This is a genomic window from Paenirhodobacter huangdaonensis, from assembly GCF_004022465.1.
Lineage (GTDB): Bacteria > Pseudomonadota > Alphaproteobacteria > Rhodobacterales > Rhodobacteraceae > Rhodobacter > Rhodobacter huangdaonensis.
Map to the genome: position 1 here is coordinate 416,002 of NZ_SAVA01000001.1, position 15,502 is coordinate 431,503.

The 15,502-nt window shown below is 67.6% G+C and carries 14 protein-coding genes; 6 read left to right on the forward strand and 8 right to left on the reverse strand.

Annotated features, from left to right (window positions below; all coding sequences use genetic code 11):
* The first annotated feature begins 253 nt into the window (after positions 1 to 253).
* A complete protein-coding gene (groES, locus tag EOW66_RS01960) occupies positions 254 to 541 on the forward strand; it encodes a co-chaperone GroES (RefSeq protein ID WP_113899268.1) in 288 nt (95 codons plus the stop codon).
* Positions 542 to 597: 56 nt separating this feature from the next.
* Positions 598 to 2,235, forward strand: a complete 1,638-nt coding sequence (groL, locus tag EOW66_RS01965; RefSeq protein WP_113899267.1) for a chaperonin GroEL — start codon at positions 598 to 600, stop codon at positions 2,233 to 2,235.
* A 234-nt stretch (positions 2,236 to 2,469) separates the two neighbouring features.
* Here the strand turns inward: groL and EOW66_RS01970 are convergent, their stop codons facing one another.
* Positions 2,470 to 2,820 carry an H-type lectin domain-containing protein gene (locus EOW66_RS01970; RefSeq protein ID WP_128154401.1) on the reverse strand — a complete coding sequence of 117 codons (351 nt, stop codon included), beginning with the start codon at positions 2,818 to 2,820 and terminating at the stop codon, positions 2,470 to 2,472.
* 172 nt (positions 2,821 to 2,992) lie between these two features.
* Here EOW66_RS01970 and EOW66_RS01975 point away from each other — a divergent pair, with 172 nt between their 5' ends.
* A complete protein-coding gene (locus EOW66_RS01975) occupies positions 2,993 to 3,562 on the forward strand; it encodes a DJ-1/PfpI family protein (protein ID WP_128154402.1) in 570 nt (189 codons plus the stop codon).
* 63 nt (positions 3,563 to 3,625) lie between these two features.
* Here EOW66_RS01975 and EOW66_RS01980 read toward each other — a convergent pair whose 3' ends face one another.
* From EOW66_RS01980 to EOW66_RS02005, 6 genes are all read right to left on the reverse strand, one after another.
* A complete protein-coding gene (locus EOW66_RS01980) occupies positions 3,626 to 4,024 on the reverse strand; it encodes a F0F1 ATP synthase subunit epsilon (RefSeq protein ID WP_128154404.1) in 399 nt (132 codons plus the stop codon).
* 12 nt (positions 4,025 to 4,036) lie between these two features.
* Positions 4,037 to 5,455: a F0F1 ATP synthase subunit beta gene (gene atpD / locus EOW66_RS01985; protein ID WP_128154405.1), complete on the reverse strand. Its 1,419-nt coding sequence runs from the start codon at positions 5,453 to 5,455 to the stop codon at positions 4,037 to 4,039.
* 18 nt (positions 5,456 to 5,473) lie between these two features.
* Complete coding sequence (locus EOW66_RS01990; protein WP_113899262.1) at positions 5,474 to 6,349, reverse strand: F0F1 ATP synthase subunit gamma; 876 nt, start codon at positions 6,347 to 6,349, stop codon at positions 5,474 to 5,476.
* Positions 6,350 to 6,370: 21 nt separating this feature from the next.
* Entirely contained in the window at positions 6,371 to 7,900 is a 1,530-nt protein-coding gene (gene atpA, locus EOW66_RS01995; protein WP_128154407.1) for a F0F1 ATP synthase subunit alpha, read from the reverse strand.
* On the reverse strand, positions 7,900 to 8,460 hold the full coding sequence (locus EOW66_RS02000) for a F0F1 ATP synthase subunit delta (RefSeq protein ID WP_128154408.1): 561 nt from the start codon (positions 8,458 to 8,460) through the stop codon (positions 7,900 to 7,902). Before EOW66_RS02000 ends, atpA begins: the two co-directional genes overlap by 1 nt.
* A gap of 325 nt (positions 8,461 to 8,785) precedes the next feature.
* The gene (locus EOW66_RS02005) at positions 8,786 to 9,544 is read right to left on the reverse strand and encodes a methyltransferase domain-containing protein (RefSeq protein WP_113899260.1); all 759 of its coding nucleotides are present in this window, start codon (positions 9,542 to 9,544) and stop codon (positions 8,786 to 8,788) included.
* 62 nt (positions 9,545 to 9,606) lie between these two features.
* On the opposite strand from EOW66_RS02005, the gene gloB reads away from it, so the two are divergent.
* Positions 9,607 to 10,377 (forward strand): hydroxyacylglutathione hydrolase, encoded by a 771-nt coding sequence (gloB, locus tag EOW66_RS02010; protein WP_128154410.1) that lies wholly within the window; start codon positions 9,607 to 9,609, stop codon positions 10,375 to 10,377.
* Positions 10,378 to 10,393: 16 nt separating this feature from the next.
* Here gloB and EOW66_RS02015 read toward each other — a convergent pair whose 3' ends face one another.
* Positions 10,394 to 11,848: a chloride channel protein gene (locus tag EOW66_RS02015; protein ID WP_128154412.1), complete on the reverse strand. Its 1,455-nt coding sequence runs from the start codon at positions 11,846 to 11,848 to the stop codon at positions 10,394 to 10,396.
* A gap of 299 nt (positions 11,849 to 12,147) precedes the next feature.
* On the opposite strand from EOW66_RS02015, the gene clpA reads away from it, so the two are divergent.
* Together clpA and EOW66_RS02025 are read left to right on the forward strand one after the other, a co-directional pair.
* Entirely contained in the window at positions 12,148 to 14,469 is a 2,322-nt protein-coding gene (clpA, locus tag EOW66_RS02020; protein WP_128154413.1) for an ATP-dependent Clp protease ATP-binding subunit ClpA, read from the forward strand.
* Between the two features lie 3 nt (positions 14,470 to 14,472).
* On the forward strand, positions 14,473 to 15,456 hold the full coding sequence (locus EOW66_RS02025; RefSeq protein ID WP_128154415.1) for a M23 family metallopeptidase: 984 nt from the start codon (positions 14,473 to 14,475) through the stop codon (positions 15,454 to 15,456).
* Positions 15,457 to 15,502: the final 46 nt, after the last annotated feature.

Here is a 15,502-nt window from a genome sequence, read left to right on the forward strand (position 1 = left end):
GATGGTCGGTTTCGCGCGTCTTATAGGCGCTGCAGCAAGACTTGTCACGCGCCGCGCAGAGCCCGTCGGGCGAAGCGGCGTGGTTTGCCGCCCGGCCCCGCTCCGCCGCCCGTCGCCGCCGCGGCGCGGCGGAAATTTTCGCCGGTCCGGGTGTTGACAGGCCGGCGGGGGCGTGACTAACTCCCGCATCGTTAGCACTCGCCAGTGCTGAGTGCTAAAAGCAATGGACCTGGAACCTTAGGGAGTGACCCAGATGGCATTCAAACCGCTTCATGACCGCGTGCTGGTCAAGCGCGTGCAGAGCGAAGAAAAGACCAAGGGCGGGCTGATCATTCCGGACTCGGCGAAAGAAAAGCCGGCCGAGGGTGAAATCGTCGCCGTGGGCGACGGTGCGCGCAAGGACTCGGGCGAGCTGATCGCGCCGTCGGTCAAGGTCGGCGACCGCGTCCTGTTCGGCAAGTGGTCGGGCACCGAGGTGACCCTCGACGGCACCGAAATGCTGATCATGAAAGAATCCGACATCATGGGGATCATCGCCTGAGGCCCATCCGCCCACGCGATCCCCTGATCTCAACGTTATTCTGAAGGAGCCAAACAATGGCAGCCAAGGACGTCAAGTTCTCGACCGATGCCCGCGACCGCATGCTCAAGGGCGTGAACATCCTCGCCGATGCGGTGAAGGTCACTCTCGGCCCGAAAGGCCGCAACGTCGTCATCGAGAAATCGTTCGGTGCGCCGCGCATCACCAAGGACGGTGTCTCGGTCGCGAAGGAAATCGAGCTCTCGGACAAGTTCGAGAACATGGGTGCGCAGCTGGTGAAAGAAGTCGCCGCCCGCACCAATGACGAGGCCGGCGACGGCACCACCACCGCCACCGTGCTCGCCCAGGCGATCATCAAGGAAGGCCTGAAGTCGGTCGCCGCCGGGCTCAACCCGATGGACCTGAAGCGCGGCATCGACCTCGCCACCGCCAAGGTCGTCGAATCGATCAAGGCCGCCTCGCGCCCGGTCGCCGACAGCGACGAAGTCGCTCAGGTCGGCACGATCTCGGCGAACGGCGAGGCCCAGATCGGCCGCTTCATCGCTGACGCGATGCAGAAGGTCGGCAACGAGGGTGTCATCACCGTCGAAGAAAACAAGGGCATGGAGACCGAAGTCGAAGTCGTCGAAGGCATGCAGTTCGACCGCGGCTACCTCTCGCCCTACTTCGTCACCAACCCGGACAAGATGATCGCCGATCTCGACGACGTGCTGATCCTGCTGCACGAGAAGAAGCTCTCGTCGCTGCAGCCGATGGTGCCGCTGCTCGAGGCCGTGATCCAGTCGCAAAAGCCGCTGCTGATCATCGCCGAGGACGTGGAAGGCGAAGCGCTCGCCACCCTCGTGGTCAACAAGCTGCGTGGCGGCCTGAAGATCGCCGCCGTCAAGGCTCCGGGCTTCGGTGACCGCCGCAAGGCGATGCTGCAGGACATCGCGATCCTGACCGGCGGCCAGGTGATCTCGGAAGATCTCGGCATGAAGCTCGAGAACGTCGGCATCGACATGCTCGGCAAGGCGAAGAAGGTGTCGATCTCGAAAGAGAACACCACCATCGTCGACGGCGCCGGCGACAAGGCCGAGATCGAGGCCCGCGTCGGCCAGATCCGCACCCAGATCGAGGAAACCACCTCGGACTACGACCGCGAGAAGCTGCAGGAACGTGTGGCCAAGCTTGCCGGTGGCGTCGCCGTGATCCGCGTCGGCGGCATGACCGAAGTCGAGGTGAAGGAGCGCAAGGACCGCGTCGATGACGCGCTGAACGCGACCCGCGCCGCGGTGCAGGAAGGCATCATCGTCGGCGGCGGTGTCGCCCTCGTGCAGGCCACCAAGACGCTCGAAGGGCTGAAGGGCGCCAACGCCGATCAGGACGTCGGCATCTCGATCATCCGTCGCGCCCTCGAAGCGCCGCTGCGTCAGATCTCGGAGAACTCGGGCGTCGACGGCGCCGTGGTCGCCGGCAAGATCCGCGACTCGGAATCGCTCTCGTTCGGCTTCAACGCGCAGACCGAAGAATATGGCGACATGTTCAAGTTCGGCGTGATCGACCCGGCCAAGGTGACCCGCACCGCGCTTGAAAACGCGTCCTCGGTCGCCGGCCTGCTGATCACCACCGAGTGCATGATCGCCGAGAAGCCCGAGCCCAAGGCTCCGGCCGGCGGCATGCCCGACATGGGCGGCATGGGCGGCATGATGTAATCACGCCTTCCCTTGCGGGAAACGGAAGGGCGCCCCCCCGGGGCGCCCTTTTGCTGTTCCGACGCCGAAAAAAGAGGGGGGCGCTGCCCCCCTCGGCCCTTGCGGGCCTCTCCCCCCGGGATATTTGCAGCGATTGGACGCGGAACCCGTGCGGCCGGAGATGGCGATCACCTTCCCGCGGCGCCACCCGATGGGAAAGCGGGGAAGACGCAGCGCATCGCCCCCTGCCCCGCCTCAGTAGACTTCCCAGTCGTCCTCGTGCCCGACGCCGCCGATCGCCATCCAGTCGGCGCGCACCCGCGCCACGCGGCTGTCGCCCCAGGTGCGGAAGACGATGACGAACCCGTCTTCCGTCACCGCATCGGTCGAGATGTCCATCCGGCCGTTGTGCTTCTGGTCGATGTCCCACATCGACAGCGAGACCTGCACCGCGGGCGGCATGCGGAAAGGCTCGCGGAACTGCACCGTGCGGCGCATCTCGCGCGGGCCCTCGCCGGTCCACATGATGCCGCCATCCTGGAAATCGGAGAACAAAACCAATGACCCCTGCGCAATTCCCACGCGGTGCGACGAGATCTTCAACATCGCTCACCCCTCTGAATTTTTCCAAGATCTACGATGACCGCGGGCAAGAAAAAAGATGGGAAGAGCGTGCCGGCGATGGCGGCGCCGCCGTCGACGCGCCCCTCGCGGCCCCGCCATTGCCATTCGCCGCCGCGCCACCCATGGTTCCCCAGCGTAAAGGAGAGAGAAACAGATGGCGCGCATCGCACTGATCCTGACCCCGGGTTTCGCGGATTGGGAATATGCATTCATCGCCGGAACCGGTGCCCCGTTCTATGGCATCGAGACCCGGTTCTTCGCCCCTGCCCCGGGGCGGTTCCGGTCGCAGGGCGGGCTGACGGTCGAGGTCGAGGCCGGGCTTGGCTCCTGCCGCGACTGGCGACCGCAGGTCGTCGCGGTGATCGGCGGGATGATCTGGGAGAGCCCGGAGGCGCCCGATCTCGCCGGGTTCGTGCAGGCACGCCACGCCGGGGGGGCGACGGTGGCGGGGATCTGCGGCGGCACGCTCGCCCTCGCCCGGGCGGGGCTGCTCAATGCCGTGCCGCATACCTCGAACAGCGCAGACTTCCTTGGCGCGCATGCCACAGGCTACACCGGCGCCGCGTTCTACCGCGACAGCGGCGCGGCAGTGGCCGCCGGGCGGGTGGTGACCGCCCCGGGCTCCGCCCCGGTCAGCTTCACCTGCGCCGTCTTCGAGGCCGCCGGCCTTGCCGCCGGCAGCGTGGCGCAGTTCCGCGCGCTGCTCGCCGCAGAGCACCGCTGAGCCCCCGGAATGCAAAAGGCCCCGGGGTTTCCCCCGGGGCCCTCGATCTTGCGGCACCGCCCCTCAGAGGGTCATGTGCGTGCCAAGGGCTTCCATGTCGGCAAGCACCTTCATCGCGGCGTCGACGAGCGAGGGCGCAGCCTCCTCGACGGCCTTGCGGGCCTCGGCCACCATCTCGGCATGCACGTCGGGCGTCAGTTCCGCCTTCGGCATGCCGCGCTCGGCCAGCACGATCACGCTTTCGGGCGTGATCTCGGCGAAGCCGCCGGTCACCGCATAGTCCTCGGCACCGGCCGCGCTGACGACGGTCAGGATCCCCGGCCGCAGCGTGGTGATCAGGGGCGCATGCCCCGGCATCGCGGACAGGTCGCCATCGGCGCCCGGAATCCGCACCTCGGTCACCTGAGCGGAAGCAAGCTTCCGCTCGGGCGCGACGAGGTCGAACTGCATCGTATCGGCCATGGGTTATCCCCCTTACGCCGCAGCAGCGAGTTTCGCGGCCTTGGCGATCACTTCGTCGATGCCACCCACCATGTAGAAGGCGGCTTCCGGCAGGTGGTCGTATTCACCGGCCACCACCGCCTTGAACGACTTGATGGTGTCCTCGAGCGGAACCTGCTTGCCGTCGGCGCCGGTGAAGACCTTCGCCACGTCGAACGGCTGGCTGAGGAAGCGCTGGATCTTCCGGGCACGGGCCACGGTCAGCTTGTCCTCTTCCGACAGTTCGTCCATGCCGAGGATGGCGATGATGTCCTGCAGCGACTTGTAGCGCTGCAGCATGCCCTGCACGTCACGGGCGACCTGATAATGCTCTTCGCCGACGATCTGCGGATCGAGGATCCGCGAGGTCGAGTCGAGCGGGTCAACCGCCGGGTAGATCCCGAGTTCCGAGATCGCGCGCGACAGAACCGTGGTGGCGTCGAGGTGGGCGAACGAGGTCGCCGGCGCCGGGTCGGTCAGGTCGTCGGCCGGCACGTAGATCGCCTGCACCGAGGTGATCGAACCCGCCTTGGTCGAGGTGATGCGTTCCTGCAGCGCGCCCATGTCGGTCGCGAGCGTCGGCTGATAGCCCACGGCCGAGGGGATACGGCCGAGCAGCGCCGACACTTCCGAACCCGCCTGGGTGAAGCGGAAGATGTTGTCGACGAAGAACAGCACGTCCGAACCCGACTGGTCGCGGAACTGTTCGGCCAGCGTCAGGCCCGAGAGGGCGACGCGCATACGGGCCCCCGGAGGCTCGTTCATCTGGCCGTAGACCAGCGCCACCTTCGATTCCTCGAGGTTGTCGAGGTTGATGACGCCCGACTCGATCATCTCGTGATAGAGGTCGTTGCCTTCACGGGTCCGTTCACCCACGCCGGCGAACACGGAGAAGCCCGAGTGCACCTTCGCGATGTTGTTGATCAGTTCCATGATCAGAACGGTCTTGCCCACGCCGGCGCCGCCGAACAGGCCGATCTTGCCGCCCTTCGAGTAGGGGGCGAGCAGGTCGATCACCTTGATGCCGGTGACGAGGATTTCCGACGCGGTCGACTGCGCCGCGAAGTCCGGGGCGGGCTGGTGGATGGCGCGGTATTCGTCCGCCACGACCGGGCCGCGTTCGTCCACCGGCGCGCCGATGACGTTCAGGATGCGGCCGAGCGTCGCGTTGCCGACCGGCACCGAGATCGGCGCGCCGCTATCCGACACCTCAGCGCCGCGCACGAGGCCCTCGGTGGCGTCCATCGCGATCGCGCGGACGGTGTTCTCGCCGAGATGCTGGGCGACTTCGAGCACCAGCTTCTTGCCGTTGTTGGTGGTCTCGAGCGCGTTCAGAATTGCGGGCAGGCCGCCTTCGAACTGCACGTCGACGACGGCGCCGATGACCTGGGTCACTTTGCCTTTGCTTGCCATTGTCTATCTCCGGTTCCGTCAGAGCGCCTCGGCGCCCGAAATGATTTCGATGAGCTCTTTGGTGATCGCGGCCTGGCGCGAGCGGTTGTACTCGATCGTCAGCTTGTCGATCATGTCGCCCGCGTTGCGGGTGGCGTTGTCCATCGCCGACATCTGGGCGCCGTTGAACGAGGCGTTGTTCTCGAGCAGCGCCGAGAAGATCGCCGTCGAGACACCGCGCGGCAGCAGGTCGTGGAGGATCGCCTCCTCGCTCGGCTCGTAGTCGAAGAGCGCCGAGGAACCATGCCCCTCGCTTTCCTCGAACTGGGCCGGGATCACCTGTTTCGCCGTCGGCACCTGCGAGATCACGCTCTCGAAGACCGAGTAGAAGATCGTCGCGACATCGAATTCGCCGGCGTCGAAGCGGGCGAGAATGTCGCGGCCGATCCCGCGGGCGGTGAGATAGGTGAGTTTCTTCACCTCGCTCAGGTCGATATGCCCGACGAAATACTGGCCATAGTCGCGGCGCATCGCGTCGCGGCCCTTCTTGCCGACGGTGAGGATCTTCACCGTCTTGCCGGCGGCCAGCAGTTCATCCACCCGGTGCCGCGCAAGCTTGGCGATATTGGCGTTGAAGCCACCGCAAAGCCCGCGTTCGCCGGTCATCACCACCAGAAGGTGGGTCTGGTCAGAGCCCGTCCCGGCCAGAAGCCGGGGCGCAGAGGCAGAGCCGCCGACCGAGGCCGCAAGGCTGGTCATCACGGCGTTCATCCGCTCGGCATAGGGCCGGGCGTGTTCGGCGGCTTCCTGGGCGCGGCGGAGCTTTGCCGCCGCGACCATCTGCATCGCCTTCGTGATCTTACGAGTGTTCTTGACACTCGCGATCCGGTTCTTGAGGTCCTTAAGGCTGGGCATGTCCCTGTCCTTTCAGGCGGGTCAAGCGAAAGTCTTGGCGAATTCTGCGATCGCGGCTTTCAGCTTGGCTTCGGCATCGCCCTTGATCTTCGGATCTTCGTTGGTGATCCAGTCAAGGACATCTTTGCGGTTCGAACGCAGGTAGCTCAGCAGCCCCTTCTCGAAACGGTCGACTTCCTTCACCGGCACGGCGTCGAGGAAGCCGTTGGTGCCCGCGAAGATGACCGCGACGATTTCCGCGTTGGTCAGCGGCGAGTACTGCGGCTGCTTCATCAGCTCGGTCAGGCGCGCACCGCGGTTCAGCAGCTTCTGCGTCGCGGCGTCGAGGTCCGAGCCGAACTGCGCGAAGGCCGCCATTTCGCGGTACTGCGCCAGTTCCAGCTTCACCGGGCCGGCGACCGACTTCATCGAGTTGGTCTGCGCCGAGGAGCCGACGCGCGACACCGAGAGACCGGTGTTCACGGCCGGGCGAATGCCCTGGTAGAACAGTTCGGTTTCCAGGAAGATCTGGCCGTCGGTGATCGAGATCACGTTGGTCGGGATGTAGGCCGACACGTCGCCCGCCTGGGTCTCGATGATCGGCAGAGCGGTCAGCGAGCCAAGACCGTAATCCTCGTTCAGCTTCGCCGAACGCTCGAGCAGACGCGAGTGCAGGTAGAACACGTCGCCCGGATAGGCTTCACGCCCCGGGGGACGACGCAGCAGCAGCGACATCTGGCGATAGGACACGGCCTGCTTCGACAGGTCATCATAGATGATCAGCGCGTGCATGCCGTTGTCGCGGAAGTATTCCGCCATCGCGGTCGCCGAATAGGGGGCGAGGAACTGCATCGGCGCCGGGTCCGAAGCGGTGGCGGCGACGACGGTGGTGTATTCCATCGCGCCCGCTTCCTCGAGCTTCTTCACCAGCTGCGCCACGGTCGAACGCTTCTGGCCGATCGCGACGTAGAAGCAGTGCAGCTTGTTCGAGGGGTTGGCCTCGTTGTACGACTTCTGGTTCAGGATGGTATCGAGCGCGATCGCGGTCTTGCCGGTCTGACGGTCGCCGATGATCAGCTCGCGCTGGCCGCGGCCGATCGGGATCATCGCGTCGACCGATTTCAGGCCGGTCGCCATCGGTTCATGCACCGATTTGCGCGGGATGATGCCGGGAGCCTTCACGTCGGCGATGCGACGCTCGACATAGGTCACCGGGCCTTTGCCGTCGATCGGGTTGCCGAGGGCGTCAACGACGCGACCGAGCAGGCCCGGGCCGGTGGGCACGTCCACGATCGAGTTGGTGCGCTTGACGACATCGCCTTCCTTGATGTCGCGGTCGGAGCCGAAGATCACGATACCGACGTTGTCGACCTCGAGGTTCAGCGCCATGCCGCGGATGCCGCCGGGGAACTCGACCATTTCGCCCGCCTGGACGTTGTCGAGCCCGTGCACGCGGGCGATACCGTCGCCCACCGAGAGCACGCGGCCGACTTCGGCCATCTGGGCGTCCTGCCCGAAGTTCTTGATCTGCTCCTTGAGGATCGCAGAGATCTCAGCTGCTTGGATGCCCATTATCCGACCTCTTTCATGGTGTTCTGGAGAGAAGCGAGCTTCGAGCGGATCGAGGTGTCGATCATGCGCGAGCCCAGCCTGACAATCATTCCGCCGATCAGGCTGTCATCGACGGCAACGTTGAGTTTGACGGTCTTGCCCGTCTTTTCCTGCAGCGTGGCGGCCAGCTTGGCGGCCTGCGCATCGCTGAGGGGCGCGGCGGCAGTGACCTCGGCGGTCATCTCGCCCTTCGCCGTGGCAATCGCCTCGGCCAGCGCCTTGAGAAGCTGCGGCAGCGCGAACAGGCGCCGCTTGCTCGCCATCAGCGCGAGGCCCTGCGCCATCGGCGCCGAGAGCCCCATGCGCGCGGCCACCGCGGCGATCGCCTTGCCCTGGTCATCGCGGCTGTAGAGCGGCGAGGAGATCAGGTCGCGCAGCTCGGCCGAAGCGGCCAGCGCCGCGCCGAGCGCGCCGACATCGGCCTCGAGGGCGTCAACGCCCCCGGCATCCCGTGCGAGTTCGAAGATGGCCGTGGCATAGCGCCCGGCGATGGCTGCGGAAATCGAAGCTGGTTCGGACACGTCCACCCTTCCGATGCTCTTGCCCCCGCGCGTCCGATCCGATCGCACCGACCGGGCCGGGCCGGAGGCTCCCTTCGGCGCGCGGGTTCCCGCCCTTACGCCGCATTCGGGACCGCGTGTAGCAGAGCGTTCCCCCCCTCGCAACCGTCTTGCACAACAGAATGTGAATGGGGTGAACGGAATTGCACCGGGGCCGAGACTGTTAGCGCAAGCCCTTCGGAAGTTGCGGCGCTAACACGATGCCGCAATGCAGCATTGCGCCTCCGGAAGGGCTGCCGCGGGGGCCCGGGAGGCGCGTGATTCCCCGGCGGCAAGGCGGCCCGGCTCAGACCGGATCGGCCATCGGTTTCGCCGCCCCCTCGAGGATCGACAGCGGCTTGCGCACCGCCGCCCCCAGCCCCGGCCGGCGCGGTGAATGCACCTGTTTCGAGAGCTCGAGAAACAGCACGCCCGCCGCAAGGAAGCCCGACACCCGCGCCCCCATCCGCTCCCACATCGCCGCCGAGCGCAGCCAGAACCGGCGGTGCGAGGGCGGGATATAAAGAGCCGCGGCATGACGCTCGGGCACGAAGCCCGCCCGGCGCGCCTGCAGGTCGAGCTGCCCGAGCGAGTAGGGCCGGCCAAAGCCGAAAGGCGTGGTCTCGCGCGGGGCCCAGAGCCCCGAGCGGTTCGGCACGATCAGCATCGCCCGCCCGCCGGGGCCAAGCACCCGCCAGCACTCCTCCAAAAGCGCATCGGGGTTGTCCGAAACCTCGAGCCCGTGCAGCACGACGAGCCGGTCGACCATGCCGGTCTCGAGCGGCCAGCGCGTCTCCTCGCACAGCACCGAGACATTGGGCATCCCCGCGGGCCAGGGCATCACCCCCTGCGCCGCCGGCATCAGCCCGATCACCCGCCGCGCCGGCGCCAGATAGGGGCGCAACAGCGGCACGGCAAAGCCGTAACCCGCCACCGTCAGCCCCGCCATCTCGGCCGAGGTCGCGGGCCAAAGCTCGAGCAGACGGTCGCGCACCGCCCGCTGCGCCGCACGGCCCAACTGGGTGCGATAATAGAAATTGCGCAGGTCGAGCACGTCGAGGTGCATTGCGTGCGGTCCCTCCCCGGGCGTAACTGGGGGCCACAATAGCGAATGCGACACGAAAAGCCATGACCCTCGAATTGCTGATCGTCCCCTGTCTTGCCGACAATTACGCCTATCTGCTGCACGATGCCGGCAGCGGCACGACCGCCGTCGTCGATGTGCCCGAGGCGGCGCCGGTGCAACAAGTGCTGGCCGAGCGCGGCTGGCGGCTCGACACGATCCTGCTCACCCACCACCACAACGACCACATCGCCGGGGTGCCGGCGCTCGCGGGTGCGACCGGGGCCGCGGTGATCGGCGCCGCGGCCGACGCGCACCGGCTGCCGCCGCTGAGCACGGCCGTGCATCCGGGGCAGGTGATCGAGGTCGCGGGCCACCGCACCGAGGTGCTCGACGCCGCGGGCCACACGCTCGGTCACATCGCCTTTTACCTGCCGCTCGCGGGGCTGCTGTTCTCCGGAGACAGCCTGATGAGCTGGGGCTGCGGGCGGCTCTTCGAGGGCAGCCCGGCGCAGATGCTTGCCACGCTGACCCGGATGGCGGCGCTGCCGGGCGACACGCTGGTCTGCTCGGGCCACGAATACACCGAGGCGAATGGCCGCTTCGCGCTGAGCCTCGAGCCCGGGGCCCCTGCCCTGCGCGCGCGGATGGCCGAGGTGCAGGCGCTGCGCGCCGAGGGCCGGCCGACGGTGCCGGCGCGGCTCGACCTCGAGCAAGCGACGAACCCGTTCCTGCGCGGGACCGATCCGGCGCTGAAACGCGCCCTCGGCCTTGCCCCCGAAGCCAGCGCGCTTGCCACCTTCACCGAGGCGCGGGCACGCAAGGACCGGTTCTGAGCGCTCGGCGGGCCGCTCAGCGCGGCCCGTCGCCGTTCTTGCCGGGCTCGGCCGGGGTCTGATCTTCCGGCTCGCGGTCGTCGAACACCGCCTCGGCCTCGGCCACCGCCGCCACCTCCTGCGCCGCCGCCGCCCGCCCCGCCGCCCCGGCCGCGCGGGCCTGGCGCAGCGCATCGGCGACGAAGAGGCGCGACAGCGTGGCATAGAGCGGCTCGGGCGAGATGAAGCGCGAGGTGCCATAGCCGAGCATCGCCGCCGCCATCACCGGCACGATGATCTCGTGGTTGCCGGTCATCTCGATGATGATGACGAAAGCGGTCATCGGCGCCTGCGTCACGCCGGCGAAATAGCCCGCCATGCCGAGGATCGCGGCAAGGCCCACCTCGGTCGACAGGATCAGCGCCACGGTGGCCCCAAGCCCGGCCCCGACCGAGAGCGAGGGCGCGAACAGCCCGCCCGGAATCCCCGAGACGGTGGCGGCCAGGGTCGAGACGAGCTTGGCCAGGAAATAGGTGGGCGGCGGCGCCTGCCCCTCGATCGCGGCGCGGGCGACATCATAGCCCGTGCCCCAGGTCAGCCCGTCGCAGGCGACGCCCGCGACGGCGGTGACGATGCCCGCAACCAGCGCCACGATCACCGTCTTGCGCCCGGCCGAGGCCGAGCGCCACCGCCGCAGCCGGCGGGTGATGAGGATCGTGCCGCGGCTGAACAGTGCCCCTGCCAGGCCGCCGGCAAGGCCGCAGACCAGCACCATCACCCAGTCGCGCCAGCCATTCGCCAGCGCATCGGAATGGCCGAAATAGGTGTAGTTGCCGAGAATGCCGAGCGAGGAGAGACCGGCGATGATGACGGTGATCAGCACCACGCCGTTGGTGCGCGCCTTGTAGGCGCGGCTCATCTCCTCGATCGCGAAGACGATGCCCGCAACCGGGGTGTTGAAGGCCGCCGCGATGCCCGCGGCCGAGCCCGCAAGGATCAGCCCGCGCCCGGCCGGGATGCCCCCGAAGCGCCCCGCCGCCATCATGATCGAGGCGCCCACCTGCACCGTCGGCCCCTCGCGCCCGATCGAGGCGCCGCAAAACAGGCCGACCACGGTCAGCGCCACCTTGCCCACGGCGATCTTCAGGCTCAGCATCGCGCCGCGGTCGGGCAGGTCGCGCAGCACCCGCGCCGCCATCGCCTGCGGGATGCCCGAGCCCTGCGAGTTCGGGATCCAGCTTTGCGCCACCCAGGCGCAGGCGACGAAGCCGAGCGGGGTGACGATCAGCGGCGCCAGGCGGAAATCCTCGGTCGCGGCAAAGGCGGCGAAGGTCTTCTGCGCGAAATCGGCCGCGATCGCGAAACCTGCGCTGATCGCGCCGATCGCCAGCGCGCCGAGCCAGAACACGAACCGCGACTTCCACAGCCGGGGCGCGTTCATCGCCCGCGAGCGACGCCACATCGCGAGGCGCGAGATCCGGAAGGAGGCCATCGTTCTTTCCGTTCTTTCCGTATCGAGAGGCCCTTCCAATGAACCCTCCCCCACCCTATTTCAACCCGGAACTGGCTTTGACGCGGGATTTCCGCCCCTGTAGCCAGGCCCCCGGAGCGCGGAGCGCCTGCCCTGATGGCAGGAGATCGGGCGGGTGTCCTGTTCACTTTTCGGGCAGAACGGAAACAGTGAGTGATTTTTACGCAAAGAGGGCTTGAAGCGCGGCCATTTCCGCCGAACTTTAATCCCATAAGGCCAGCAAAGGGCTCAGGCCCCGCACCGCAGGAAAGGAGCACCATATGCCGTCGTTCTCGACCACGCTCGAACAAGCCATCCACGGGGCGCTCGCGCTGGCAAACTCGCACAAGCACGAGCTCGCCACGCTCGAGCACCTGCTGCTCGCCCTGATCGACGAGCCCGACGCGAACCGCGTGATGCGCGCCTGCGGCGTCGATCTCGACGAGCTGCGCCAGACGCTGAACGAATTCATCGACGACGACCTCTCGACCCTGATCACCGAGGTCGAGGGCTCGGAGGCCGTGCCCACGGCTGCCTTCCAGCGCGTGATCCAGCGCGCCGCGATCCATGTGCAAAGCTCGGGGCGGACCGAAGTGACGGGGGCGAACGTGCTCGTCGCGATCTTCGCCGAGCGCGAGAGCAACGCCGCCTTCTTCCTGCAGGAGCAGGACATGACCCGCTATGACGCGGTCAACTTCATCGCCCATGGCGTTGCCAAGGACCCCGCCTTCGGCGAGGCGCGCCCGGTCGTCGGCGCCGAGGACGAACAGAAGGCCGAGGCCGCCCAGCCCGGCGAGGCGAAGGAATCGGCGCTGGCGAAATACTGCGTCAACCTGAACCAGAAGTCGCAAAAGGGCGATATCGACCCGCTGATCGGCCGCGAGGAAGAGGTCGAGCGCGCGATTCAGGTGCTGTGCCGGCGGCGCAAGAACAACCCGCTTCTGGTGGGCGACCCGGGCGTCGGCAAGACCGCCATCGCCGAGGGGCTGGCGCTGAAGATCACCCGCGGCGAAACCCCCGAGATCCTGTCCGGTGCGACGATCTTCTCGCTCGACATGGGCGCGCTCTTGGCCGGCACCCGCTATCGCGGCGATTTCGAGGAACGGCTGAAGGCAGTGATGAAGGAGCTCGAGGACCATCCCGACGCGATCCTCTTCATCGACGAGATCCACACGGTGATCGGCGCCGGCGCCACCTCGGGCGGCGCGATGGATGCCTCGAACCTGCTGAAACCGGCGCTCGCTGGCGGCAAGCTGCGCTGCATGGGCTCGACCACCTACAAGGAGTTCCGCCAGCACTTCGAGAAGGACCGCGCGCTCTCGCGCCGGTTCCAGAAGATCGACGTGAACGAACCCACGGTGCAGGATTCGGTGAAGATCCTGATGGGGCTGAAGCCCTATTTCGAGAAGCACCACGACATCCGCTACACCAACGACGCGATCAAGGCGGCGGTGGAGCTGTCGGCGCGCTACATCCATGACCGCAAGCTGCCCGACAAGGCGATCGACGTGATCGACGAGGCCGGCGCGGCGCAGCACCTGCTGAGCGAGAGCAAGCGGCGCAAGACGCTTGGCCCGAAAGAGATCGAGGCGGTGGTGGCAAAGATCGCCCGGATCCCGCCGAAGACCGTCTCGAAGGGCGATGCCGAGGTGCTGCGCGATCTGGAAAAGACGCTCAAGCGCGTGGTCTTCGGTCAGGACAAGGCGATCGAGGTGCTCGCCTCGGCGATCAAGCTCAGCCGCGCCGGCCTGCGCGAGCCGGAAAAGCCGATCGGCAACTATCTCTTCGCGGGCCCCACGGGTGTCGGCAAGACCGAGGTGGCAAAGCAGCTTGCCGATACGCTCGGCGTGGAACTGCTGCGCTTCGACATGTCGGAATACATGGAGAAGCACGCGGTCAGCCGGCTGATCGGCGCGCCTCCGGGCTATGTCGGCTTCGATCAGGGCGGCATGCTGACCGATGGCGTCGACCAGCACCCGCATTGCGTGCTGCTGCTCGACGAGATCGAGAAGGCGCATCCGGATGTCTACAACATCCTCTTGCAGGTGATGGACCACGGCAAGCTGACCGACCACAACGGCCGGACGGTGGACTTCCGCAACGTGATCCTGATCATGACCTCGAACGCCGGCGCCTCGGAACAGGCGAAGGCAGCGATCGGCTTCGGCCGCGACCGGCGCGAGGGCGAGGACACGGCGGCGATCGAGCGCACCTTCACCCCCGAGTTCCGCAACCGTCTCGATGCCGTGGTCAGCTTCGCGCCGCTGTCGCGCGACGTGATCTTGCAGGTGGTCGACAAGTTCGTGCTGCAGCTCGAGGCGCAGCTGATCGACCGCAACGTGCATATCGAGCTGAGCCCCGAGGCGGCGAACTGGCTCGCCGAGCGCGGCTATGACGACAAGATGGGGGCGCGTCCGCTTGGCCGCGTGATCCAGGAATACATCAAGAAGCCGCTCGCCGAGGAACTGCTCTTCGGCAAGCTGACGAAGGGCGGCATGGTGTTCATCGGGGTCAGGGACGACGCTATCGTCCTCGACGTCGAGGAGCCCGGCAAGCCGCGCCTGACCGGCGAGGCGAAACCGCGCCTGCTGCCCGCCGGCTGAGCGATGCAGCGCCTGCGCCATCCGATCCCGGCCCTGATCCTCGGGGCCGGGATTTTTCTTGCCCCGGCCGCACGGGCTGCGGACATCACGCTGACCCTGCCGATCGACTGCAGGCTGGGCGAGACCTGCTACATCCAGCATTACCCCGACCGCGACCCGGGCCCGGGGGTGCGCGACTACAGCTGTGGCGCCGTCACCTACGAGGGCCATGACGGCACCGATTTCGCCCTGCCCACCCGCGCCGCGATGGCGGCGGGTGTCGCGGTGCTGGCGGCCGCTCCGGGCCGGGTGCGGGCGGTGCGCGACGGCGAGGCGGACGGCGCGCTGCTTGCCGGCGCGAGCGTGAAGGGCAAGGAATGCGGCAACGGCGTGCTGATCGAGCATGGCGCGGGCTGGCAGACGCAATATTGCCACCTGAGGCGCGGCTCGATCCGGGTGCAGCCGGGCGAGACGGTTGCGGCGGGCACGCCGCTCGGCCTCGTGGGCATGTCGGGTCTGGCCGAGTTCCCGCACCTGCACCTGACGCTGCGCGAGAACGGCACGCCGGTCGACCCGTTCCGGCCCGCCCACGACGCGAGCTGCACCGCCGTGGCGCAGACCGGCCTGTGGGGCAGCGCCCTGCCCTACCGCCCCGGCGGCCTGCTCGAGACGGGGCTCGCCATCGCCCCGCCCGATTACGGCGCGGTCCGGGCCGGGCTGCCGCCCGCGACGCGGTTGCCGGCCGATGCCGGGGCGCTGCTGCTGTGGGCCTATGGCTGGGAAAGCGTGACCGGCGACGTGCTGCGCTTTGTCATCGACGGCCCCGCGGGGTTCCGCTTCGAGCAGGAGAGGCCGCTCAAGAAGGGGCAGGCGCTGTTTCTCGGCTATGCCGGGCGCAAGGCTCCCACGGCCGGTTTCCCGGCCGGCACCTACCGCGCCGAGGCGAGCCTCCTGCGTGCGGGCAAGGTGATCGCACAACGCAGCACCCTGGCCGATCTCGGCGGCTGATGAGGGCGCACAGGAAAAGGGCGGGCCAGGGGCCCGCCCGCAGTCA